This window comes from Paenochrobactrum pullorum, from assembly GCF_041929845.1.
Classification (GTDB): domain Bacteria; phylum Pseudomonadota; class Alphaproteobacteria; order Rhizobiales; family Rhizobiaceae; genus Paenochrobactrum; species Paenochrobactrum pullorum.
In genome coordinates this window covers 1-23,932 of the sequence record NZ_JBHEEH010000019.1, presented here as the reverse complement: position 1 = coordinate 23,932, position 23,932 = coordinate 1, and the positions used below count along the sequence as shown (strand labels likewise).

Annotated in this window: 23 protein-coding genes, 6 pseudogenes and 1 other annotated feature; of the genes and pseudogenes, 9 read left to right on the top strand and 20 right to left on the bottom strand. The window is 47.3% G+C overall.

Annotated features, from left to right (window positions below):
- Nucleotides 1–23: 23 nt before the first annotated feature.
- The gene (locus JNC77_RS15990; RefSeq protein ID WP_374834291.1) at nt 24–1,379 is read left to right on the top strand and encodes a hypothetical protein; all 1,356 of its coding nucleotides are present in this window, start codon (nt 24–26) and stop codon (nt 1,377–1,379) included.
- A 3-nt stretch (nt 1,380–1,382) separates the two neighbouring features.
- Nucleotides 1,383–2,465, top strand: a complete 1,083-nt coding sequence (locus tag JNC77_RS15985) for a COG3904 family protein (RefSeq protein ID WP_374834290.1) — start codon at nt 1,383–1,385, stop codon at nt 2,463–2,465.
- A gap of 491 nt (nt 2,466–2,956) precedes the next feature.
- Here the strand turns inward: JNC77_RS15985 and tnpC are convergent, their stop codons facing one another.
- The 14 genes and pseudogenes from tnpC to JNC77_RS15915 all read right to left on the bottom strand — a co-directional run bounded on the left by tnpC (nt 2,957) and on the right by JNC77_RS15915 (nt 16,463).
- Nucleotides 2,957–4,456, bottom strand: a complete 1,500-nt coding sequence (tnpC, locus tag JNC77_RS15980; RefSeq protein WP_374834309.1) for an IS66 family transposase — start codon at nt 4,454–4,456, stop codon at nt 2,957–2,959.
- Between the two features lie 117 nt (nt 4,457–4,573).
- Nucleotides 4,574–4,927: an IS66 family insertion sequence element accessory protein TnpB gene (gene tnpB, locus JNC77_RS15975; protein ID WP_374834288.1), complete on the bottom strand. Its 354-nt coding sequence runs from the start codon at nt 4,925–4,927 to the stop codon at nt 4,574–4,576.
- Nucleotides 4,924–5,355, bottom strand: coding sequence for an IS66-like element accessory protein TnpA (tnpA, locus tag JNC77_RS15970; protein ID WP_374834286.1), 432 nt, complete (start codon nt 5,353–5,355; stop codon nt 4,924–4,926). Before tnpA (JNC77_RS15970) ends, tnpB (JNC77_RS15975) begins: the two co-directional genes overlap by 4 nt.
- A 77-nt stretch (nt 5,356–5,432) precedes the next feature.
- Nucleotides 5,433–5,794 (bottom strand): annotated as a pseudogene (locus JNC77_RS15965) (transposase); the annotation flags it as partial.
- A gap of 68 nt (nt 5,795–5,862) precedes the next feature.
- Nucleotides 5,863–7,137, bottom strand: coding sequence for a glycerate kinase type-2 family protein (locus JNC77_RS15960; RefSeq protein WP_374834284.1), 1,275 nt, complete (start codon nt 7,135–7,137; stop codon nt 5,863–5,865).
- Nucleotides 7,134–8,351 (bottom strand): NAD(P)-dependent oxidoreductase, encoded by a 1,218-nt coding sequence (locus JNC77_RS15955; RefSeq protein WP_374834282.1) that lies wholly within the window; start codon nt 8,349–8,351, stop codon nt 7,134–7,136. The genes JNC77_RS15960 and JNC77_RS15955 overlap by 4 nt, the downstream gene beginning before the upstream one ends.
- Nucleotides 8,326–9,138 (bottom strand): class II aldolase/adducin family protein, encoded by an 813-nt coding sequence (locus tag JNC77_RS15950; RefSeq protein WP_374834280.1) that lies wholly within the window; start codon nt 9,136–9,138, stop codon nt 8,326–8,328. Before JNC77_RS15950 ends, JNC77_RS15955 begins: the two co-directional genes overlap by 26 nt.
- Nucleotides 9,139–9,176: 38 nt before the next feature.
- Nucleotides 9,177–10,475 carry a TRAP transporter large permease gene (locus JNC77_RS15945; RefSeq protein ID WP_374834278.1) on the bottom strand — a complete coding sequence of 433 codons (1,299 nt, stop codon included), beginning with the start codon at nt 10,473–10,475 and terminating at the stop codon, nt 9,177–9,179.
- A 12-nt stretch (nt 10,476–10,487) separates the two neighbouring features.
- A complete protein-coding gene (locus tag JNC77_RS15940; RefSeq protein WP_374834276.1) occupies nt 10,488–11,045 on the bottom strand; it encodes a TRAP transporter small permease in 558 nt (185 codons plus the stop codon).
- Between the two features lie 27 nt (nt 11,046–11,072).
- The gene (locus tag JNC77_RS15935; protein ID WP_374834274.1) at nt 11,073–12,062 is read right to left on the bottom strand and encodes a TRAP transporter substrate-binding protein; all 990 of its coding nucleotides are present in this window, start codon (nt 12,060–12,062) and stop codon (nt 11,073–11,075) included.
- A 23-nt stretch (nt 12,063–12,085) separates the two neighbouring features.
- Nucleotides 12,086–13,564 (bottom strand): aldehyde dehydrogenase family protein, encoded by a 1,479-nt coding sequence (locus JNC77_RS15930; RefSeq protein WP_374834273.1) that lies wholly within the window; start codon nt 13,562–13,564, stop codon nt 12,086–12,088.
- An 18-nt stretch (nt 13,565–13,582) separates the two neighbouring features.
- A complete protein-coding gene (locus tag JNC77_RS15925; protein ID WP_374834271.1) occupies nt 13,583–14,737 on the bottom strand; it encodes an iron-containing alcohol dehydrogenase in 1,155 nt (384 codons plus the stop codon).
- An 11-nt stretch (nt 14,738–14,748) separates the two neighbouring features.
- Nucleotides 14,749–15,795, bottom strand: coding sequence for an Ldh family oxidoreductase (locus tag JNC77_RS15920; protein WP_374834269.1), 1,047 nt, complete (start codon nt 15,793–15,795; stop codon nt 14,749–14,751).
- Nucleotides 15,796–15,800: 5 nt separating this feature from the next.
- The gene (locus JNC77_RS15915; protein ID WP_374834267.1) at nt 15,801–16,463 is read right to left on the bottom strand and encodes an RraA family protein; all 663 of its coding nucleotides are present in this window, start codon (nt 16,461–16,463) and stop codon (nt 15,801–15,803) included.
- A 94-nt stretch (nt 16,464–16,557) separates the two neighbouring features.
- Between JNC77_RS15915 and JNC77_RS15910 the strand changes: the two genes are divergently transcribed.
- Both JNC77_RS15910 and JNC77_RS15905 read left to right on the top strand, forming a co-directional pair.
- A complete protein-coding gene (locus tag JNC77_RS15910; protein WP_374834265.1) occupies nt 16,558–17,463 on the top strand; it encodes a LysR substrate-binding domain-containing protein in 906 nt (301 codons plus the stop codon).
- Nucleotides 17,464–17,514: 51 nt separating this feature from the next.
- Nucleotides 17,515–17,685, top strand: coding sequence for a hypothetical protein (locus tag JNC77_RS15905; protein ID WP_374834311.1), 171 nt, complete (start codon nt 17,515–17,517; stop codon nt 17,683–17,685).
- Here the strand turns inward: JNC77_RS15905 and JNC77_RS15900 are convergent.
- Nucleotides 17,619–17,786 (bottom strand): annotated as a pseudogene (locus JNC77_RS15900) (integrase core domain-containing protein); the annotation flags it as partial. The gene JNC77_RS15905 and the pseudogene JNC77_RS15900 sit on opposite strands and share 67 nt — an antisense overlap.
- Before the next feature lie 83 nt (nt 17,787–17,869).
- On the opposite strand from JNC77_RS15900, the gene tnpA (JNC77_RS15895) reads away from it, so the two are divergent.
- Both tnpA (JNC77_RS15895) and tnpB (JNC77_RS15890) read left to right on the top strand, forming a co-directional pair.
- Nucleotides 17,870–18,256: an IS66-like element accessory protein TnpA gene (gene tnpA, locus JNC77_RS15895; protein WP_374834263.1), complete on the top strand. Its 387-nt coding sequence runs from the start codon at nt 17,870–17,872 to the stop codon at nt 18,254–18,256.
- Nucleotides 18,253–18,354 (top strand): annotated as a pseudogene (gene tnpB / locus JNC77_RS15890) (IS66 family insertion sequence element accessory protein TnpB); the annotation flags it as partial. The gene tnpA (JNC77_RS15895) and the pseudogene tnpB (JNC77_RS15890), both read left to right, overlap by 4 nt.
- Nucleotides 18,355–18,397: 43 nt before the next feature.
- On the opposite strand, the gene JNC77_RS15885 reads toward tnpB (JNC77_RS15890), so the two are convergent.
- The 3 genes and pseudogenes from JNC77_RS15885 to JNC77_RS15875 all read right to left on the bottom strand — a co-directional run.
- Complete coding sequence (locus JNC77_RS15885; RefSeq protein WP_374834261.1) at nt 18,398–19,096, bottom strand: IS3 family transposase; 699 nt, start codon at nt 19,094–19,096, stop codon at nt 18,398–18,400.
- Nucleotides 19,022–19,139: a sequence feature (AL1L pseudoknot), on the bottom strand. It overlaps the preceding gene by 75 nt.
- Entirely contained in the window at nt 19,129–20,067 is a 939-nt protein-coding gene (locus JNC77_RS15880; RefSeq protein ID WP_374834259.1) for an IS110 family RNA-guided transposase, read from the bottom strand. (Overlaps the previous feature by 11 nt.)
- 205 nt (nt 20,068–20,272) lie before the next feature.
- Nucleotides 20,273–20,583, bottom strand: a pseudogene (locus JNC77_RS15875) (transposase); the annotation flags it as partial.
- A 48-nt stretch (nt 20,584–20,631) separates the two neighbouring features.
- On the opposite strand from JNC77_RS15875, the pseudogene JNC77_RS15870 reads away from it, so the two are divergent.
- Both JNC77_RS15870 and JNC77_RS15865 read left to right on the top strand, forming a co-directional pair.
- Nucleotides 20,632–20,826 (top strand): annotated as a pseudogene (locus JNC77_RS15870) (transposase domain-containing protein); the annotation flags it as partial.
- Between the two features lie 211 nt (nt 20,827–21,037).
- Nucleotides 21,038–21,210 (top strand): annotated as a pseudogene (locus JNC77_RS15865) (transposase domain-containing protein); the annotation flags it as partial.
- A gap of 275 nt (nt 21,211–21,485) precedes the next feature.
- Here the strand turns inward: JNC77_RS15865 and JNC77_RS15860 are convergent.
- Complete coding sequence (locus tag JNC77_RS15860) at nt 21,486–22,310, bottom strand: IS5 family transposase (RefSeq protein ID WP_374834257.1); 825 nt, start codon at nt 22,308–22,310, stop codon at nt 21,486–21,488.
- A 140-nt stretch (nt 22,311–22,450) separates the two neighbouring features.
- Between JNC77_RS15860 and JNC77_RS15855 the strand changes: the two genes are divergently transcribed.
- A complete protein-coding gene (locus JNC77_RS15855; protein ID WP_374834255.1) occupies nt 22,451–22,975 on the top strand; it encodes a hypothetical protein in 525 nt (174 codons plus the stop codon).
- Nucleotides 22,976–23,170: 195 nt separating this feature from the next.
- On the opposite strand, the gene JNC77_RS15850 is transcribed toward JNC77_RS15855, so the two are convergent.
- Entirely contained in the window at nt 23,171–23,854 is a 684-nt protein-coding gene (locus JNC77_RS15850) for an IS6 family transposase (protein ID WP_374834253.1), read from the bottom strand.
- Nucleotides 23,855–23,932 lie beyond the last annotated feature (78 nt).

Genomic DNA, 23,932 nt, shown 5'->3' with positions numbered 1-23,932 from the left:
AATAGGGAACTATGGGGCGGAGAATGTTTTCAATATTATCACTGACATTGGCAGCACTGATATCTGCTATTTCGATTTTTGGGCATATTACCCCTTCAAAATCCGCTGAAATTATACGTTCAAACGATCCCTTATGTTTAATTGAATTAAGCGGAGAGATTGTCTCAGGCGATCTTGCTCGTTTTAGTGTTCTAGCAGATGCGGTGCTAACTGGATTCGATGGTGAATCTACAAAGGGCGATGCAATTTGTTTGAACTCACCAGGTGGAAGTCTAGTTGAGGGCACAGCACTTGCTTCTGCCATATACGAGCGAGGAATTACCACGGTTCTGAGGAAAGGTGAAAGTTGTTATTCAGCCTGTGCGATAATGTTTATCATGGGAAAAGTGCAGGGCGCTGAGATGGGCTGGTCAAGCCGCAAGATGCATAAGGATGCAAAGTTAGGCTTTCATCGACCGTTCCTCGACATACAGTCAGATGAGCAAATCTCAATTAAAGCACTAGCATTCGCTTACGACCAGGCGCAAGAAAACCTTCTTAAAATATTTAGCCTCGCAAACAATCCAACCGGTCCTTTTACAACGCGCCCGATGATGAAGCCGGACTTAGTAAAAGCCATGATCGCTCATGAAGGTAATGACTTCTTCATGATCGATAACATAAATAAAGCGGGACGCTTCGATATTGAAATTTTTGGGTATGAAGAGCCAAAAGGTATAGATCAGAAATCAGCTTTCATGGCTTGCGACAACGCTTATTTTTGGGAAACTCGTATCTTAGACAACCACACATCCAAATATATAGCTAAGTCTTATAACGACATTCAAACTGTAGAAAGGCAATCGCGGTTTGTTGATTCTAATTTTGGTAAAAATTACAATGTAACCAGTACTGATGCTGGCTACGCCGATGCCAGTTGTAATGTTCGTTTTATGCATAATGCGCTGATGATCTGCGGATATAATGAAACTTATGACATTCGGCTAGGAACTGAGAAGTGCGATCCGGAGCTCGAAGAGGGTGTTTATAACGAAGTTTCGAAACTAGCCCTGTGGCCTGCGCATATGAAGCTGGCAGCTTTACCTGATAAAGTGGATGTAACAAAGGCGGTTGATGGACAGCACTACAAGTGCGTAGTGAAGTCTAATGATGGTCGAATTCTCGATGAAGAGATTTGCGTCCGTGGTGAAGTTAAGCAAACTGCTGAATTCATCAATGTTGACTTCGTGTGGCCGAGTGGCAGTAAGACAGTGATATCAATTGGTAAGTCTTCATTCAAAATCAATGGGGCTTCTGCAAACCGCAAAGTTGATGAAGCTGGGTCGATATGTATTCAGAATAAAACAACCAAGAATTGGTTTTGTACAACGAAAATATAAAATATGAAAACAATAATAACTTTCATTCTGATCGGTATACTTGCATCAACCGCTAGTTCGAATGCTATCGAAATAGCGACCATTCGCTATAACCATTCTATGATTTTCATCGTGGATGGACCTATCGAAGTCGGGGATGCCGAGAAATTCAAAAAGGCATGGGAAACAGACGCATATGACGCTTTTAGTTACGCTGTTGCATTAAACAGCCCCGGCGGCAATCTCGCTGAAGGCATTCAGTTGGGGCTGTTCTTTAGACAGGAGAGCGTTAGCACTATAGTAGCGAAATATCCTTCAAAGCCGCCTTTTCAAGAAGAATGGGAATATAGTTCCAACGCTCAACGATTGCTGGGAGCTGAGTGTTATTCAGCGTGTGCGTTGGCATTCATGGGCGGCGTAGAGAGAACTGTTGATGAGGACTCTAAAATTGGGTTTCATCAGTTTGCAAGTAGTGACAGCGATAGAAACGTTTTCTCGCATTCAATGCTAGAAACAAGCACGCAGTCAATTTCTGCCCTTATGTCAAGCTACTTACGAACAATGGGCGCGAAGCAGGAACTGTTCGAAGTAATGTCTTTAACTCCTCCTAATGAAATGTATGTCCTTAGTGAGATAGAGTTGAAAGAATTCGGGGTTACCCCATCAGATAAGTTTACCAATTTTACTCTGAAGGCAAAGAGTGGTGAAATCGTTGCAAGTGCAGTGAATTCAAGGAATTCTCGAGGCCTTGAAAAACTATACGAAATGGAATTCTTTTGCTGGAAAGGCAACCCAACAATTAATTTCTACGCTGAAGATAGTGAATCAGGGTTGACAGCTGAGCAGATATCATTTCTTGACGGTGGATGGCGTTTATTCAATGAAATAAAAGAGTATGAATTCGATAAAACAACCGCCAAATACTATCCAAAACAAAGGATAATGGCGACACTGAGCCTTGATAAAAAAGTAGCTAATGAAGTTATCAAAGGGAGTTTCAGCTTAGTTGTAAATAGTATGACTGCGAATGGTTTCTTTGTAGGAGGGCATATTGATGCTCCAACCGGTGATAATTCAATTCGAGCCAGTTTGAAAGATTGTTTATAATATAAAACACATCATAAGAATAATGGTCTCCATTTATTTTTCGAGTTTCAATGAGCTTCGCCGACATAAGGCTTTAGGATATCGTTCACCCAGTGAGATTTATCGCAAATCTAATTAACAGTGAATATGATCGATCTTTAGCGGGGGCTACAGTTCCATTTTATATGATAACGAACACGGCATAATCGTGGCGGAAATCCACTTAACTAAAGACTCAAGCCTGTTCAGAAAGACAGACCGCACTCTTCACTCGGTAATGCTACGCCGAATGAGTTCGCCATAAAAATGGTTCTAGAAAAACGGTAGAGCATTAGGCTCAAGTCAATAATGAAATGATTTTCCGTGACGAAATATACGTTAACAATTGTTCGCGCATATCAAGTAATAACTAAACTTCTGAATATAGGCCTTGAGGAATCACTGCTCACTCAATTTTACTCAAGCAATCATATGCGGATATGGGTAAGCGTTTGCTGGAGAGCACATGGGTTTTAACTTGACGGCTTAAAGCTCCAGGGTAGTAGCTCTTCGAGGCGACTTTGGGGATAGCCGTTTGCGATCGCTGTCAAAGTGTCCCTGAGATAGACAAAGGGTTCAACGCCGTTGATCTTGCAGGTCTCGATCAGCGAAGCGATACGACCCCAAGCGATGCCGCCTTCGTCGTGGCCTGCAAAGAGGGCATTTTTGCGATTAAGAGCGATGGGTCGGATCAGATTTTCGATGCAGTTATTATCAATCTCGACGCGACCATCACTCAGGAAGGCTTGCAGTCCCTCCCAGTGATTGTGGATATAGGCCAGCTTCTCGCCTAGTCGAGACTTGCCGGAGATCTTGCGGCGTTGCGCTTGGAGCCAGTCCCCAAAGGCTGTTACCAATGGGGCGCTTCGGGTTTGACGTTCAGATAATCGCTGACTGGGAGCGTGGCCACGGATATCGGCTTCAACGGCATAGATTTCAGCAATGCGCCGCAAGCCTTCAGCAGCGATTTCAGAGCCGTCGCGGTCGTAAATTTCTTTGAGTTTGCGCCGTGCATGAGCCCAGCAATTCGCCACACGAATGGGATCACCGCCCTTGCGCGAGGGGCGCGTCAACCGATTATAACCCTGATATCCGTCGACTTGCAGGATGCCGTTGAAGCCGCTCAGGAAGGTTTCTGCGTTTTCGCCTGCACGGCCGGGGGCGTAAAAATAAACCACGCCTGGCGGGTCCTCACTACCCCAAGGCCGGTCATCACGGGCCAGCGTCCAGAGATATCCCGTCTTTGTCGTCCCCCGTCCCGGATCCAGCACCGGGGCGGTGGTTTCATCCATGAACAGTTTGCCGGATCGTTTCAGATGTTCGGCCAAGCGATCAACAACGGGTTTCAAGTGGAACGCGGCCTTGCCGACCCAATCGGCCAAAACGGCGCGGTGCAAATCAAGGCCTGCACGCGCAAATATCTGGCTCTGGCGATACAATGGCAAATGGTCCGCATATTTGCTCACCAGAACATGGGCGATGGTGGCCTCGCTTGGCAGGCCTCCCATCATCAAATGCGACCGCGCGGATGCCTGAACAACCCCGTCAGTGCAGGTCCGGCAAGCGTATTTCGGGCGCACAGAAACAATGACGCGTAACTGCGCCGGCACAATATCCAATCGCTCGCTACGATCTTCGCCAATTTTGTGCATGATGCCACAGCCACACGGACAAATCAGGCTGTCCGGCTCGATGATTTCCTCGATACGTGGCAGCATATCAGGAAGGTTACCGATAGTGCGCTTGGGGGCAAGTTTATTCCTCGTTCTAACCTCGGCTTCTTTGTCCGCACACTTCCCCTTTGCTTCTTCGACCTCGCTCAGAGCAATGGACAGATCCTCAAACGCCAGCTGCCGCTCATCCGCGGTCAGCTTTTCCGACCGTTTGCCATACAAAGCATGGTTCAACTCGGCGATCAGATACTCTTGCCGCTTGGTGATTTGCGTAAGCGTTGCCACCTTTTCCATCAACATCAAAACCGCCGCGCGTTGCTCGGCAGGAATGGCAGAAAGGTCGATGGCAGGCGTATTTGACATGTGCCAGAGCTATCATAAATCTCCGGTAAAAACATGCATAAACAAGCAGTTGATTCATTCTGCCGCAACTGGCGGGCGTGTTTCCAAAGCTTTGACTTTACGCCAGTCGAGCCCAGCAAACAGCGCCTTAAACTGGGCATGGTTCAACGCTATTACCCCGTTCTTGATGGCAGGCCAGATAAAGGTAGTAGCCTCTAACCGCTTGTAAGCCATCACCAAGCCAGTACCGTCCCAATATAAAAGCTTCAATCTGTCCGCCCGACGCGAGCGGAAGACAAAGACCGTGCCCGTGAACGGATCCTTGCGCAGCACTGATGACACAATTGCAGTCAGGCCATCATGCCCTTTCCTGAAATCTACAGGCTGCGTCGAGACCAGAACCCGCACGCGGTTCGACGGAAATATCATGAGCGCGACCCGATCGCCCACACGATCTCGGCAATGCGCACAGCCCCCGTACCGCCATCAAGCCGGATTATTATATTGCCTGTCACTATCTCGACCGGTACCGCCTTCGTCGCGTCACCTTTATTCGATTGTTCTGAAATGGAGGGCACAGCAGCATCGTGACCGACATCCGACAGCACAACAGGTGCAAAACACAAATCGTCATCTTCAACCGCTGGCAAAACCAACTTGCCGTCACGCGCCCGGCTGCGCCATTCAGAAAGATGGTTCGCCCGAAGTCCATAACGCGCTGCAACTGCGTTCACTGTTGCACCGGGCTTCAAGCTTTCTGCCACAATCCGCGCCTTTATATCATCAGGCCAGCGCCGCTGACCATTCCCACGGATATCTATGCCATAGCCCTTGAGAAACTCCACCGTAGTCGCCATCGCGAAACTCCCGCCAAATCTACACAAACGGAAATCGCAGATATAAAAGGCAGACAAAAGGTGAGATCCAGAAAACGCTTACGATCAATACATAAAACGGCACACGCCCGACGCTGGCTCACGGCATACACTTGGCAGACGTGAACAACTGCGTCTCGCCTGGCATCGGGCGTTACCATTTTTTTGCAGCGACATCTTTCAAAATAGCATTGTCAAGCATCGTCTCAGCCAACAGCTTTTTTAGCTTGGCATTTTCTTCTTCCAATGCTTTCAGTTTGCGCGCATCGGAAACCTCCAGGCCACCAAATTTGGCTTTATATTTATAAAAACTGGCGCTGCTAATTCCATATTTGCGACACACTTGTGCAGTCGGCGTTCCAGCTTCCTGCTCTTTAATCATCCCGATTATCTGTTCGTCTGAAAACCGTGAGCGTTTCATTGTCCATCTCCTACCAAGGATGGGACTCTACCAAAATCTGGAGGAGTTTGCGGGGCTCACGTCATTGTTTACTCGTGGGATAAAATGAGTATCGCTCTGAAATCGTTAACGTTTGTACCAGTAGGTCCGGTAACAAAAAGATCATTGATTGAGGAAAAAGCCGTATAAGTATCATGCTGTGAGAGGGCATCTTCGATATCTATGCAGTTTTCTATCATTCGGCGCAGTGTCGTTCCGTCGACAAAGGCTCCTGCATTATTCTCGGAACCGTCTATTCCATCGGTATCAGCAATTAGAGAATGAATATTGTGACAATTTAGCCAAGTGGCAAGTGCAAGTGCGAACTCGCTATTTCTCCCTCCTTTGCCTCCCTTGTTTCGTATTGTGACAGTTGTTTCACCGCCAGAAAGGAGAACGCATGGAGTTAGAAAGGGGCTACCTCTTGTAGCAATTTCATTTGCAATAGCACCATGAACTCCCGCGACATCACGCGCCTCGCCTTCCATTGCATCAGAGAGAATATAAGCGTTAATTCCCTTTGATAATGAGAGTTCTGCGGCAGCATCAAGCGAAACTCGTGCTGATGCCACAATATGGTGATTGTCACGTTCAAAGGTGGCATCTGTTGGCAGCGGAGCGACAGCTTCTGAAGATCTTATAAAATCATGGATCTTTGGAGAAAGTTCAATCCTGTAGCGCTCAATAATTTGCAAAGCATCTTCACGTGTGGTCGTATCGGGAATGGTAGGTCCAGAAGAGATGAACGCTGGGTTATCTCCAGGAATATCCGAAATCACTAAGCTAACAATTCTTGCCTTGGTTGCTGCTGCAAGGCGGCCCCCCTTTATTCGAGAGAAGTGTTTACGAACCGTGTTCATAGCAGATATTGGTGCTCCAGATGAGAGCAGAACACGGTTGAGATGAATTTCATCTTGCAGAGTGAAGCCACATGGTGGCGCTGGTAAAAGAGCGGAACCTCCGCCACATATTAGTGCAATTACGAGATCGTCTTCGGTGAGTTGAGCGACACGGTCAAGCAACCTTTCTGCGGCTTTAATACCATTTTCGTCAGGGACGGGATGTGCTGCTTCCAAGACTTCAATATTGCGGGTAGCGCAGCCGTAGCCATAGCGTGTGACAACTGTACCTTCAATTGGGTGTGGCCATAGAAGCTCAAGCGCTTGCGCCATCTGAGCGGAACCCTTGCCTGCACCAATTACGACTGTTTTACCACCCTCAGGGGGAGATGGCAGATGCGCCCTAATACCTGATAGTGGATCAGCAGCCTTGACGGCGGCATTAAATAATCCGGTGAGAAATTCTCTTGCTTCCTTAGACTTCATAGCTTCACCGTATTAATATAGAAATCATTTGGCAGATCACCTTTGAGATTGCTGATCTCCCCCGAGTGTATTGCAGCAATCATCTGGTCAACCGCTTGCTTCGCACCAGCTACTCGCGAGGGATGATCCGTATCCGCAGCTGCATGTGGTAAAAGTAAAATCCTTCCAGGATAGCGATGAGCGAGTGGGATGTATGGAGTTAAAGGACCGCTCAATATGCCATCTTCTGTACGAAATATATCTGCATCAATTGCAGCAGCAAAAACTTTATTGTTTGCCATTGCCGTATCTAGGGCCTGAACATCCACGACTTCTCCACGGTCGAAATTAATAAGGATGCTCTCATCACTCATTGCAGACAATATATCACTTCCGATAAAACCATAATTAGCATATTGCTTGTCGTCAGCATTGAACTGTCCAAGCCCAATATGAACTGAAACTACATCTGCATCTGTCGCTGCTTGAACGGGGTTACCAGAAAAGCGAAAGCCTTCCGCCTCAATTTGTTCTCGGCGGTGGCTACGGGCATAGATTGTAACGAGCATTCCAAATGCTTTACCGAGTTTCGCGACTTCCCTGCCTATATTGCCATAGCCAAGCACTGATAATCGTTTCCCCTCCAACTTTTCTGTTGGAAATCTCCGTAAATCCCGTCCTGTATCGAAATCACTCGCCATGACGAGATCGTGGAGATGCTCAAATGGAAGGTCAGGTGCAAATTTTAGCAATCCACGCATCACCATTTGGGCTGTCGCTACGCTGTTCAGGCCTGGTGTGTTCATAAGAACAGCGTTACCGCCAATTCCGTCACCACCTCCCCAAGAAGCCGATTGCATATTACCAGTGCCGGCTCCAATCCTTACACCAGCGATACCAAAGACACTTTTCTCTGGTAAAACTGTTGCCGCAGCAATTACCCCATCATATCGCGCATCTCTTGTTTCGTGCAATAACTCTTCTTCCGTAGAGATATCGGGTAGATAGAAAAAGTTGATCCGCCCTTTGCTTAATTGAACGGCGGTGTCCAAGCCGCTAGTATGGAAAACCCCGCCTGCCGCCTCAATATAATTCCTGACTTCAATAGGGTCAGGCTCACCATTAGCCCCCAGTTTAAGACCAACAAGATCGCAAATGAGAACTTTGTAGGTTTTGGTTGGATTAGTTTTAATGTTCATTTCAGGGCCGTCAGTTAACGAGATCAGGTTCAGCATGAATAATCCAATCATAGATAGGTTGGAAATGGAGCCAACCCATAAATGGTGTTGCGAGATGCTTTGCTGAATGCGTTGCTTTTTCGGGCGAGACTAGCTTCAATGGGGAGCCAGTAGCTTCGGCTTTTAACTGGATTTCACAAGCACGCTCTAACGCGATAAACCACCAAGCAGCTTCATCGATGCTATGACGTCCGACACTGAATAAGCCATGGTTTTGATGAATTGCGACCTTGGCATCACCGAACGCTTTTGCAACTGAGAAGCCTGCTCCTCGTTCGATGACGACTGCTCCGGCTTCTTCTGTTATCAAAGCTTGATGTCCATAGAAGCCACAAGCGGTTTGTGTAATTGGATCCAGCGGACGGCCCAAGGCTGCCCAAGCCATTCCATTAACTGTATGAGCATGGCAGGAAGCGACAATATCAGGATTTTCTTCGTGAATTGCCGAGTGTAGAACGAAACCAGCTCGGTTAACTGCCCATGTTCCTTCAACGACTTTACCATCATGATCGACAAGAATTAGATCTGATGCTCTAACCCGTGACATACTCATGCCAAACGGGTTCGTCCAAAATAGATTGGCGTGTTCAGGGTCACGCACTGTCATATGGCCTGCAAATCCATATTCAAATTTGTAGCGGGCGAATATCCTGCAGACAGCAGCCAGCCGCTCACGGCGATGCTGGCGCTCTTCAGCAAATGTTGCAAACTCAGGTGGGCGTGGAAAATACAGGCCCTGCTGGTCCGGCTCGTAAACTGATTTTGTTGTTACTGAAGTCGACATATTATTCCTCCACTATTTATCGAGATAAGCTAAACTAGTTATTTCAATACGGCAGGCAGCCAAAGAGTTAGCGCCGGGAAGTAAGTAATTATTCCTAAGCAGATCAATAAAGCTGCATAGAAGGGCAACATGCTTTTCACGATTTGTTCCACCCTCAAACCAGCAATCTGACAAGCGACAAATAAGTTCACACCCACAGGCGGCGTAGTCATCCCGACAGCTAGGTTTACGATCATTACGATACCAAAATGCAGCGGGTTAATGCCAAGTTGCATTGCAACCGGTGTAAGGATTGGCGCAAGAATAGTGATAGCTGCTCCGGTTTCTAGGAACATACCAACTATCAATAGCATCAGATTGATTAACGCCAGGAATACCAATGGATTATCAGAAATAGCGATGAAGAATTGAGACACCATTTCTGGAATACGATTAGCGGTTAGTACCCATCCAAATACGCTGGCTGCAGATATGATTAATAGTATCACCACTGTATTTAGGATTGATGAGCGCAGCGCCGTCATCAATCCACTAAAACTGATACTACGGAAGATAAGTCCGCCTACAATCAGAGCAAATCCCACGGCAACCGCAGCAGCTTCGGTTGGCGTAAATATGCCACCATAGATACCGCCTAATATCAACACGGGTAACATCAGGGCAAGTATTGCTTCTTTGAAACATTTCCACACACTAGCACGAGTTTCGCCATGTGGATCATTCTCATCGTGAGTTTTACCATAGCCGTTGCGTTTGCTGACGATATAGACCGTCAACATCAATCCACCAGCAACTAAGAAACCTGGAAAAATACCAGCTATAAATAGATCACCAATTGAAACGGGTACACCTGCAGTAAGTGCAAAAATAATCATCGGAATGGATGGAGGTATGATTACGCCTAATTCGCCTGATGAAGCTTGCACAGAAGTAGCGAAGGGACGCGGATAACCGCGTTTTGCCATGGCTGGAATAAGGATACCACCGATAGCAGCTGTGGTAGCAGCACTGGACCCTGAAATGGCAGCGAAAAACATTGCTGATATTACCGCCACTAGGCCAAGTCCACCCGTTGCACGTCCCACCAATGAGTGCGCCAAGTTTACAAGGCGAGTGGAAATTCCGCTCACTTCCATCAATGCGCCGGCCAATATAAAGAATGGAATAGCGGTCAATGGGAATGAATCAAGCGCCGCGAACATCCGCTGCACCAATGCTTGCAACGGGATTCCAGAGCTATACATTGTGATGGCAGAAGTCATCCCCAACGTAATTGCAATAGGTACAGTCAGCAAAAAAAATGCAAAAAGTGAGAAGCCAATAGCTATTGGATACATGATATATACCTCTTAACTAGCAGCTTGCGAGAAGACCTGCTTGGGCGGATCTATCGCGACAACCATGGTATTGATAAGGGCGATAGCTGCACCAGCAGGAATAGCTAAGTACACAAAATGCATCGGCAATTCGAGCGAACCTGACATTAAGGTGCCGACCATCCTACGCACAGTCCAGCCGTAGTAAATTAAAAGTGCCCAAAAAAATGCCGAAATCGTAAGGCTAATATAACCTACAACCCGAGCAATACGGGCAGGAACAATTAAGTAGATAACTTCGACAGCAACCAACATTCCGCGTCGTACAGCTACTCCGGATCCGATAAAAACAGACCAGATCAATGCAAAACGAATTATTTCTTCTGACCATGTCAGTGGCACACCGATAACATATCGTGCAATGACTTGGGCAATGCCTAACAGAGCAAGAATGACCAGTACAAGCGCAAGACTATTCAGTATTAACTCGTTTACTCGATCAATCCATTGGATCACTGTCCAATTTTCGCGATATGTTTTTGAGACAGTTCGCTGGCCTATCGGAGCCTCTTCCGACGCGGAATGTTTCATCTTACCCTCCCTAGAATGGGTGTATTCTTATTTGTTTGCAGGTGTCCCCACACCTACGATCGTGGTATAAAGATCGGATACAGTAGGGAAATTTTCTTTCACAAAATCGCTCCCTACCTTTTCCTGGAAAGGTTGTTTATCAGGTTCGATCAAAATCATACCGTCATTTTGAAGCTTCGTTAGGAATGCCTGCTCACCCTTATTTACCTCATCAGCCGCGTATTTCTTTGCAACACCATTAGCTGCTTCCATGATCGCCTTACGATGGTTTTCGGGCATTTCTTGTAAACGCTGGGCATCCATTACTACCGTGACAGGCTCATACGCATGCTCAGTCCGGATGAGATATTTGACAACCTGTGCGAACTGACTTGAGTCAATCAGCGATAGCGGGTTTTCTTGCCCATCAATAACGCCCTGCTGAAGTGCGTTAAACACTTCACCAAAGTTCATAGGCGTAGCGGCAACACCTAATTGGTTCCAAGATTTTACGGTGACTGTGCTGTCAGGAACACGAACCTTAAGCCCCGAAAGGTCATCTGGTTTGTGAATTTCTTTTTTCGTTGTTAACCAGCGAGGGCCGCGCAACCAATACGAAAGAACCTCATATCCGGATTCATTACGAATACCATCCGTAACTTGTTGTCCAACTTCTCCATCATAGACAGCATTGTAATGATCAATGTCCTGGATCATGAATGGAATAGTAAAGATACGGGCCGTGTCGGAAGCTGTCGACAGCACTCCAGCGCCACCTACCCAGATATCGTTGGTCATGAATTTTATGCCTTCGAGGAGCTCACGATCACTCCCCAAAGTGCTATTGCCATAGATATCAATCCGCACCTCGCCGTTAGTAGCAGCACTGACGTCATCAGCAAACTTTTGAACGGAAACGGCATGTACTTCCGAATTTGACCAGACGTGACCAAGACGCAGTACTGTTTCTGCCATGGCAGTTGTCGCCATAAGGCTCGACACAGTCAACGCCAAGCCGAATAATTTTAATTTCCTCATTTCAATCCTCCCATTATTGAACTTTAGCCTTGGAAATAGACACTCTTCATTGTTGTGAAGAAATCCTGATTGGAATGCCCGATCGAATAAGCACCAAAGCCGGAAGCCTTGACCCCTCCAAAAGGCATATGCGCTTCGCTTGCTGTACCGTGATTGACGTGAACCATGCCAGTTTGAGATTCACGGGTAAAACGTAACGCCAGATCAACATCGCGGGTATAAACCGAGGCTGCCAAACCATAATCAACTTCATTGGCAACATTGAACGCCTCATCAATGGAACTGACTTTAATCACGGACAAGACTGGGCCGAACATCTCCTCCAGAGCGAGCCTTGAGCCTGGGGTAACATCGGTGAACAAGGTTGGCTCAACGAAATGGCCTTGCGTCAATTCACCCGACTCCAGCGAACTTCCGCCGAAGGCGAGCTTTGCACCTTCATTTTTGCCGATATCAATGTATTTCATAACAGAGGACTTGTGATCAGCCGTGATCATTGGCCCCATAGTAGCTCCAGCCTCCCAAGCTGGCCCTACCTTGATTGCCGCTAATTCTGCTTGAATTGCTTCTGTTATTTCGTCAGCCCGATCTTTTAACACGACGATGCGGCTGATTGCGGTACATCGTTGGCCCGTGCATTGAAATGCGGCAGCGCTAATCTGTTTTGCCAAGACTTCTGCACTTGCATAGTCAAAAATAACCGCAGCATTTTTGCCACCAAGCTCAAGCTGAGTTCGGACAAATGATTTGCTTGCTTCTGTATTGATAGTGGCACCAACGCCTGTCGACCCAGTGAAGCTCACGCCTTTAATCAGTTTGTGACGTATCAGTGCTTCACCAACAATCCGCCCCGAACCAAAGACGAGACTGACAACACCATTAGGCACTCCAGCGTCTTTGAATACATCCATCAGCTTTGTAGCGGACCAAGGTGTGAGGTTTGATGGCTTAAGAACCACCGAGCAGCCATAGGCAAGTGCAGGTGCGATTTTACGCACTGGTGTGACGACTGGAAAATTCCAAGGTCCAATTGCCGCAACAACCCCGATCGGCTCACGCATAGTCATAGCTAGACCATTACGTTTTTCGCTCGGTAGCACATCACCATCAATACGACTTGCTTCCCCTGCACAGAACCGCATTTCTTTTGCAGCACGGGATACTTCGCCACGGGCCTCTGATAGCACTTTACCCTGCTCTGCAGCGAGAACGAAAGCGATCTCGTCTAAGCGTTGCTCCAACAAATCGGCAGCACGAAACAAGATCGCACCACGGTCAGGTCCAGGCACGTTACGCCAAGAAAGCCATGCTTCATGAGCTGAGCAAACGGCTTCGCCGACATCATTTTCGTCACTATCTGTGAACTCTCCGAGACACTGGTCACGAAGTCCTGGATTATAGATTTTCGATCTATTTTGCTTCGGGGTACGCCATTCGCCGCCAATAAAATTCCCTTGGACCACGCCAGCGTGTCCACGTAACCAATTCAACATATCGCTCATAATGTTTCTCGATACCTATCAGTTCAGTTCAGCTTGCAACAGAGAACGCATATCATCATGTGTAGGCTGGCGCGGATTGACCGGTACGTTTCCGGATTGCAGCGCTTCATTGACGATTTCGTCAAAGTGATCAGGCGTTACGCCAAAATTACTTAGCTTTGCATTGATACCCACATCGGCCTTCAATTTATTGATAGCGTCCACTGAACGTAAAGCTGCCTCTTCAACCGAAAGATTACTCACATCTTCACCAAAAATTTCTGCGATACGGGCAAATTTTTTGGCATTCGATAAATGATTAAACCGCATGACTTCAGGCAGCATGATTGCATTGACTAGCCCATGAGGAATGCCGAATTTTGCCCCAAGTGGCATGGCGAAAGCGTGGACAAGGCCAAGACGCGTATTGTTAAAGGCCATTGCCGCGATTGTGCTAGCAAGAAGCATGTCACCACGCGCTTCGAGATTATTCCCATCGTTAACAGCTGCCCGCAAACTTTTGGCAATCAAGGTCATTGCTTGTTCAGACATCGCTTCAGAAATGGGCTGCGTAGCAGTGTTGACGTATGATTCTAGCGCATGAGTAAGGGCATCCATACCGGTGGTGGCTGTAAGCCCACTAGGTAGAGAGAGGGTCAGTTCTGGATCAAGTAAGGCGATCTTGGCGCAGTTTAACGAGCTGCCAACGCTGATTTTTACCTTCTGAACTTTGTCGGAAAGAACAGACCAAATTGTTAGCTCGCTTCCTGTGCCAGCAGTTGTCGGAACAGCTATGACAGGAGCGCCAGCAAGCGGCACAATGTCGATACCCACGTAGTCACGGATATTGCCCGTGTTCGTCAGCATCAATCCAATTGCTTTTGCTGTATCAAGGGCGCTACCCCCACCCACACCAATGACAATATCTGCTTGGTGAGCTTTACCTAACGCAGTACCTTCATCAACTGAACGGGTTGCAGGATCGCTCTCTACATCAGTAAATGATATTGTATCAATTCCATCTGACATTAAAATGGTTTTGATTTTATCAACCAAACCAGCGCGTTCGATCCCAGGGTCTCCAACCACGATCGCACGGCTTGCCTTAAGGCTTCGTACATATTCTGGAAGTTTGGCAATTATACCGTTGCCGAATTCAATCTGTGTAGGAACGTGGTAAGTGAACGGTTTCATTGTATCCTCCATCAATCATTCCGGGGCAGTTTAATCCCATGTAAATTGCCCAATTTTTGTAATTCTTGTTCGACAGTCAAAGGTAGAGTTATCCCATCTCTCAGCCTTTGCTTTTCGGCTCTATATTCAAGCTCGCCAGCATATAGAATCTCACTAGCGCCTTCTGCCCGTGGCTCAGCCTTCAATTCCTCAATATATCCATTGAGTCTTTCCTTGAAAGCCGAAAGGGGCATGAAGCGCTCTATATCAATAGCGATGAACATATGCCCGACATTTTGCGGATCATTCCAATTTTCGTACATGTTATTTACTGAAGACCCAAAGCCTGCTCCAGTCATTACCCCGCACAAAATGTCAATCGCCATGGATAGTCCGAAGCCTTTAGGACCTCCCATCGGTAACACCGCACCATCAAGTGCTAGATGAGCATCTGTTGTTGGCTTGCCGTCTTTATCAATGGCCCATCCCAGTGGTATATCCTCACCCTTACTTGCGGCGACAATAATCTTGCCACGTGCAACTAGGCTCGTTGCCATATCCAGGATAAATGGGACTTCATTGCTAGTTGGAAAACCAAAAGCGATTGGGTTTGTACCAACAAAAGGCCTCTTACCACCTGTTGGCGGCATGGTCTGTGATGCGTTTGACATAACTATCAGCGCAAGACCTTGATCAACCGCCTTTTTGACGTAGGTTGCACCTGTCCCAAAGTGATTGGAAGAAGAGACACCCAGAATATAGGCTCCCTTATTCTTTGCTTGATCAATGGCTACCGAAAGGGCTCGAGCTCCGACGTATGCGCCGAAGTTATTACGCCCATCCATTAGACCGACTGAACCGCTGTCTTTAATCAGTTCTGGCTCATTAGTCGGAACAACCATACCCTTCGCTATACGTTCCAGATATATCCCCAAACGAACGATGCCATGTGAGCTCACACCACGTAAATCAGCTTCAATAAGGTTTTGCGCGACAGTAAGCGCCACATGCTCTGGGGCACCATTGGCCACCAATACGTCCCGGCTAAATTCTACCAAACACGAAGCTTTATAGGCCATAGCAATCAAATACCTTTTGACTTTAATGCTACGTCAACCCAACTACGATCAATTGTGCTATCAGCAATGCTCTGCATAATAGCTGCTTCTCGCTCATATTGGCTCGTTGCCAGTACTAAGACTTCGTTGGCATGACTTAGTGGCACTACGACTAAACCGTCGCTGTCACCTACGACGATGTCTCCAGAATTTACGACCATACCACCGATAGACACTGTAATGCCGATTTCGCCAGGACCGTCTTTGTAAGGGCCACGGTGCGTGATACCGCGTGCATAAACTGGAAACCCAGCTGCTACAATTGCGTTTGTATCACGGATTGCTCCGTCAATGACAAATCCCCCAAGCGAACGGGATATAGCATAACGAAGCATGATTTCGCCGATGATCGCATTGGTAAGATCACCACTTGCATCTACAACGATGATATCGCCAGGCTTAGCGATGTCCAGCGCCTTATGCACCATTAGGTTATCACCAGGACGTGTACGAACCGTCAGTGCGCTACCACACATAACGCCATCGCCATGAAAAGGACGAAGCCCTGGACCACCAGCAAAGACACGGTTCATATTATCACTGATGATCGCAGTGGGGATTGAACGGAATTTTTCAATAAGATCATTAGCCGGACGTTGAAAGTCGTCTTTGATACGAAAACCTAGCAATGGAACCTCCCTTAAATGCTGGTTTGAAAGTAGGGACACTAACTCTTGACGTCCAATACATAATAGAGCATTGATTGATGCCTAGGAGGTATTAATGCTTGAAACACGTCAACTACGTTACATTCATGCTGTGGCTGAAGAATTACATTTTGGCAGAGCGGCTGCCCGATTGCGTATTGCTCAACCAGCTCTCTCCAGACAAATCCAACAGATTGAGGCGCATCTAGGAATTCTTCTGTTTACGCGCACTCAGAGAAGGGTAGAACTTACCCCCGCAGGACACCTTTTATTTGAGCGCGCGCGGACCATTCTGAGTGATATAGATCAAGCTGAAGTTGATACTAGGCGTGCTGGAAAAGGCGAATTAGGCCGACTTTCCATTGGTTTCATACATTCATCCAGCTATGGATTACTCCCACGCGTACTGCACCGTTATCGTGCCTTGTATCCCGAAGTTAATTTGGAACTAAAAGAAATGGGCATCGCCGATCAAGTTAAAAGTCTACCCCTTGATCTTATAGACATAGGAATTACGCGCCCAGCTAAGTATACAAAGGGAATAAAAACACAAACAATACTTGAAGAAGAGTTTTTATTGGCAGTTCCAGCCTTTAATCCACTTGCTTCTGTAAAAAAAGCATCGCTCATCCGGTTAGCGAACGAACCGTTTATTTTCTTTCCCTACGAAACAAGCCCTCTTTACAATACCTCAATCACTGCGATGTGCGAAAAAGCAGGCTTTGTGCCTATTATATCTCAAAAGGCTACCCAAGTGCATACTGTCGTTGGACTGGTTAGTGCCGGAATGGGGGTCGCGATAGTACCAGCAACAGCTCGAAACTTACAAATTACAGGGGTCGCATTTTTGAAAATTACAGATAATCCCCCACCAGTGAAAATCGTACTTGCATGGAAAGCTAACCTCGAGACACCACAGATGAAAGCATTTATATCAATAGCAATATCGGCTGCAAAAGAGTTTCAGGAAACTGCCGCATAGTTCGGTAAAATCTTTTGGAGGCAGTAAAGTTTATAATACTAAACATTTGACATGAGTCCCAAGATTGGGCCGCCGGGAATTAGAATTCTCCTTCTCCTTGATGTGCACCCGTTTTTAGGACCACCCGGCTGGTGGATTTCCGGGGTTTGGGCTTTGGGCGAACCTGATGCGCCTGAGCCATTCATCAGCGAAATCGGTGGCTTATTGCCGATGGCTCTGTGAGGTCGAACCTCATTGTAATCTACACGCCAATCCTCCATCTTTTGGCGCGCATCGTCAAGGGTCATGAACCAATGCTGGTTCAAACATTCGGCTCTGAACTGTAAGCGGTGTTTTGGCCCCACATTCTGTTTGATTTTCTGATCTGCCATTAAGAGGCTTTGAATGGACAGACCGGAGTTTCTCGATGGAGCCTCGAATAGAGTTTCTCACAACAGATCAGAGTAAGCGTGGTAAACATCGCCAGTGGTCGACCGATTTAAAGGCGCGGATTGTTTCGGAAAGCTTGCGGCCTGGCGTGAGCGTCCAGCAAGTCGCAGAGCGTTATGGCGTTCGCGCAAATTACCTGTCTTCGTGGCGCACACTGGCGCGCAAGGGCAAGCTTGTGTTGCCTGCGCCTGAGGATGAGACGGAATTTGCAGCAATCGTTGTCGAGAAGCAAACCATCGAACCGGTAACACCAACCACTTCTCGCGTTGAGATATTCAGCGGTTCGGTCATTATCAGATTGGAAGAAGGTGTGTCCGCGTCCCGGATTGCAGCTGTTGCAAGCGAGCTTGCGGCTCAATCATGATCTTTCCTTCAAATCGGGTGCGGATCATGGTGGCAACAAAGCCTGTCGACTTTCGTAAGGGCCATGACGGGCTTGCTGCATTGGTCAAAAATGAATTGCTGGGAACGCAGTGCCGCCCGTGGCCGTCCCGGTGAATACAGTCTAACTCGTATGCTGCGCTCTGATGCGCGTTTGCGGTTTGTCATCATAACCTCCAAGTCGGAACCGTTGCGACCACCGTTTGAATCCACCTTGACTGCCGCGATCACTGTGATGGATCAATCCATCCGCTTGTGACGGCACACGCTGGCAGATGGCTTGGTTCAACGCATCAAGCACAAAGCCTGTGGTCATAGACGTGGAGACCCGCCAACCGACAATCTTCCTGGCAAAGACGTCGATGACAAAGGCCACATAGACCATGCCCTGCCAACTTGAGACATACGTAAAGTCCGATACCCAGAGCTGGTTTGGCATCGCTGCTACAAACTCCCGATTGACCTTGTCATTCGGGCAAGGCTGCATCGCGTCAGAATTGGTCGTTATGATCTTCTTGCCGCGCACAACTCCTTGTATCTCCATTGCTTTCATCAAGCGCTCGACGGTGCAGCGAGCGAAATCCTTTCCCTCGCGACGCAGGGCATGCCAGATTTTTCGCGCTCCATAACGGCCACCGCTGGCATCAAAGACGCGTTTGATATGCGCCTTGTTCAACGTATCGCGCCTCGCTCGATCCGAGGCCAGGTCGGGGTTCCGGACAATAGCGGATCGCGCGTAGTATGTTGATGGGGCGATCGGTAGAACCCTGCAGATCGGCTCGACCCCAAAGATACCACGATGCTCTTCAATGAAGGCGATCATTTGCGAAACGGGCGGTCGAGTATCCGTCTTTGTCAAGGACAATTTGGAAGCCAATCACGCACTTCACGTAGCAAGGTGTTTGCCATAATAATAATACGCCTCATAACGGCAGTAATGGCAACCTTCTTCGCTTTACCTTTCTTAAGCATCTCTTGGTATTTTTGATGAAGATCACTGTTGAAGCGGATCGCGACAAGCGCAGGCATATACATTGCTCTTCGAAGCGATGATCGTCCGCCGGTTATCCGTTCCTTACCCTGCCATTTTCCAGACTGCTGCGTCATCGGAGCCAAACCAGCCAAAGCGGCGATCTTTTTGCTGTCGAGATGTCCAAGTTCCGGCATGTCGATGAGCATCGTCGTCGCGGTTAACCTGCCAATCCCTGGGATAGTGATTAGATGGCGAATGCATTTTTCGAGGGATCCTCGCTGCTTGGCGATCTGTGCCATCACTGCGTCCAACGCCTGAATATCGGTGGTAATATCATCAATCCGACGATGTAGCTGTTCCCGAATGAGCGGATTGAGCGCTGTAGCAAGGCGTGTTTTTGCAGTAATCTGATCTTTAACCAGTGCTCGACGTGCAGTTAGTAACTCTCTGAGATCATGAACATCTTCGCCCTGCACGTCTTGTGGGGCTAAATCAAGTACGATACCCATGTGTGCCAGCATTTTGGCATCAACGCTATCGGTTTTGGCCAGTCGGCCAATTGCCTGTGCAAATCTGCGAGCTTGTTTGGGATTGACTTTGATAAAGGGCAGTCCTGCCAAGCTGAGATGTCTCTCAAGACCACGATGGTAGGCACCTGTCGCCTCGAAAACAACCACCACGTCTTTAATTTTCCCAATCCAGACGCATAACTGTGCATAGCCTTCAGTTGTATTAGCTAGGCTGCGCGCCTCGTTACGAGAGTGCCAAAAAGCGTCCAAACGGTCTTTCGACACATCAATCCCAATGGTATCCTTAGCCATCTTTTCTATTACCTTTGCTTATCGTACGGGCCCGTAGCCCACGTATCCGTTCAGGTCAGCAGAAAAAGGCGGAGGTTCATCAAACTCGACCGCGGCCCTTCAAGACCATGCTCCGCACGATGCCACCTCCGCCGCTACCCCGCAGTTTACAGTGCTGGGTAGCAGCTCCTTTTTATCTCAAGAAGCCAGTGGGTTTTATAAGATAAGCTCCGCCTGGGCAAAATACGCCGACGCTTTCTTCAGAATCTCGTTGGCTTGGCGAAGCTCTCTGTTCTCGCGCTCCAATTCCTTGATCCGCGCCTTCTCATCGCTGGACAGGCCGGGCCGTTCATCGGCATCGCGGTCTGCTTGTCGACACCAGCTGCGCAGGCTGTCCGGTGAACAGCCCAGCTTGGGCGCGATCGCCAAATACGCCGCGTTATCGCTCGCATATTCAGCGCGGTTCTCTTTGAAAAGACGAACGCCGCGTGCGCGAAATTCAGCCGTGTAGGAAGGGGTGGGTTTTCTCTGTGTCATAGGGCTCATCCTTGGAAAGTTTTACTCTCCGGTAAACCCGGGACGGTTCAAAACGCACTCTTTGCAGGCCACGAAGCAGGTGCCAAAAACTGGGCTACGATCGCATCGCTGATAGAAACTTGTAAACTCAACGCCATCGATCCGCAAAAATGGCTGACAAGCACGCTAACTGCAATAGTCAATGACCATAAACAAAACCAAATCGACCAACTTTTACCGTGGAACTATCCAAACAAGGTGTGATCAAAACACCGCTTACATTTCAGCGTCTCTCGTAGACACCCTGTTTTTTCTATATATTTTGTATTCCCTACATTACTTCTTAGTTTTTCAACGAAAATATAGAGATTCTCCGGGAGGCGTTGAATTATTATTATCTTCCACCAATATGGCAAATTTGAAGCTCGTTCTTTTAGAACCAGCCAGCTATGGGACTTTCCGAGGTTTGGGCTTTGGGCGAACTCGGACTTGGGCCACGTTGGCAACGCTTCTCCAGGCATGCAAATGAACAATGTCGATCCGCTTAACTGGCTATCCCAAACCTTAAGCCGCATCGCTCGAGGATGGCCTGTAACAGAAATCGAAAGCCTCATGCCTTGGAACTACAAGTCCAACGCCATCGGCTGACCGCTTACACTTAACTAAAGACTCAAGCCTGTTCAGAAAAACAGACCGCACTCTTCACTCGGTAATGCTACGCCGAATGAGTTCGCCATAAAAATGGTTCTAGAAAAACGGAGGAGTATTAGGGCTCAGGTCAATAGTGAAATGATTTTCCGTGACGAAATATATGTTAACAATCGTTCGCGCATATCGAGTAATAACTAAACTTCTGAATATAGCCCTTGAGGCATAACTGCTCACTCAATTTTAGAGGCTGACTCATAAAGAATTCATTTTTATCAAGATCTTGCGATGCGCCTTGTGAGCATGCGGATATTTGCGATATAAATCCACGCCTCAGCAGAAGCGATGGTTCGCTCGAAGTCTTTGGCCAATCTGCGGCATCGGCCCAACCATGCAAAAGTGCGTTCAACTACCCATCTGCGCGGGAGAATCTTAAAGCCTTTAATCGCGTCTGACCGCTTGATGATTTCCAGCGTGAATTTGCTGATCTTTTCAAGCTTCAACTTCAGCTTTGGCCCTGCATAACCACCATCGGCAAAGATATGTCGCAACCATGGCCAACGCTTCAGGATTGATTTCAGCACAAGCGGCGCACCATCCCGATCCTGAATACCAGCAGAATGGACCACAAGTCCAACCATCAAGCCAAGCGTATCAACAACGATATGGCGTTTGCGGCCGTTAATTTTCTTACCTGCATCAAAGCCCCGTATTCCGCCGCTTTCTGTGGTTTTCACCGACTGGCTGTCTATGACACCTGCTGTAGGACTGGCTTGTTTGCTTTCACGTTCGCTGACTGCCATCACAAGACTATTGTTGATACTTCGCAGGATCCCTTCATCACGCCACCGGTAGAAGTATTTCTGTACCGTTGAAAAAGGTGGAAAATCCTTCGGTAAAAACCGCCATTGGCAGCCGGTCGTGCCAATATACAAAAGCGCATTCACCACTTCACGAATATCTGTTTTACGCGGACGACCAAGCCGCCGATCTGGAGGCAGAAGAGGCAAAATTAAATACCACTCTTCATCAGTGACGTCGCTTGCATAACGCGTGCTCTGTCGCTCATACTCGCGGCGAGTGATTTCAGTCCAGGCCATCTTGATCTCCGTCGTATGTCAGAAATCCGATTGAATCATAACTAACTGAAATCACTCAATTCATTTTGGAACGGACACTTACTCAAGCAATCATATGCGGATATGGAAGTGTTAATTTCATATCAAATCGAAATTGAGCAATGAATAAAATATATTTACCTCTTGGCACACTCAATAATATCGAACACACTAATGACAATAGAACTATATTTTTACTCATTATAGGAAATAAAATGATAACAATTGGGAACCAAGGTCAGAAAATTGTCACAACAAATTTTTGGGAAAGTGAATTGGCAGATCGTGGTTACTGCTATCTATCTTTGAATGCTGGTGCTGCGCGGTTGCTGGTACCAAGCAGTGTAAAAAATTTAGTGCGCGAGATGAAGACTGCGAAATATGTAGTGATATCTCGTGGTCCATGGCCCCAAGCAAATGCCGAGGACGCTCTGGAATTGCTTTTCGAAGATCACTCAGATGAACCGTTTTGTCTGCATATGACAATAAGCCAAATACAATCCCTACCTTCTGATGCATGGCTAGGTGAGCCTTTTGATCTAACTGTATGGACTAAGTTGGGGCAAAAATTACGCATTAGAGCAAAGTATCGGAAGGTTCCGCAAATTCCATATCTCAAACCATGGACTACTGCTGCGGTAAAATAACTGTTTATGAATATTGGCAGTAGGGGATCTGCTTTATCCTTCAAAAAACTTGCAAAGCGATTGATACTTCAGTGTTTTGTACGCGTTAAGAACATTGTGATGCTTAAAATTCAAAAATATTTGAGCAGCGTCGGCTTTGACGGTTATGTCGCAAAATTTTGAACAGGATATAAACGTGCTTATCTGCAGGCACAGTTATGCTGCGAGTTCGGCAAAGACTTTGAATGATGAACTATTGTCATTTACGAATTGGTTTTTGCGGATCATGTGAGCCACTTCGATGCCTGCGATTGTCGCTGAGGCTGAATGAAAAGCTTTGAAGCCTAACATATGCTTGGTAAGCCTCTTGATGAAACGATGATCTTGCTCAAGGATATTGTTCAGATACTTAACCTGCAGGATTTCAATCGCCTTAGCTGTACCAGTGATTTTCAGGATGTTGTTTATAGCCTGAGCTCCAGCCAAATTGGCTCCGCTTTTATCAATGACTATTTTGTGTGGAACACCATTGTTTACGATGGCCTTCTTGAAGAAACGCCTTGCGGCACTGAGATTTCGGCGCTCAGAGAGCATGAAATCAAGGGTTTGACCGTTACGATCAACCGCCCGATAGAGATAAGTCCATTTGCCTTTGACCTTGATATATGTCTCGTCAACACGCCAGGAACTGGCTGTTGGCTTTTTACGTTTTTGTGCCTGAGCAGCAATCTGCGGTGAGTAGCGAACAACCCATCGGTTCAATGTTGCATGGTCAACATCGACGCCTCGCTCAGCCATTATTTCCTGAAGGTCGCGATACGAAACTGCATAACGGACGTAGAAGAAAACAGCATATAAAATGACACTTTTCGGAAAATGGACCCCTTTGAACTCGACCATCAGCTGCTCCCGCCTCACTCAATTATACGCACAGGTAGTGATATAGCTCAGCAGAAGTGAAAAATTTGCGACATAACC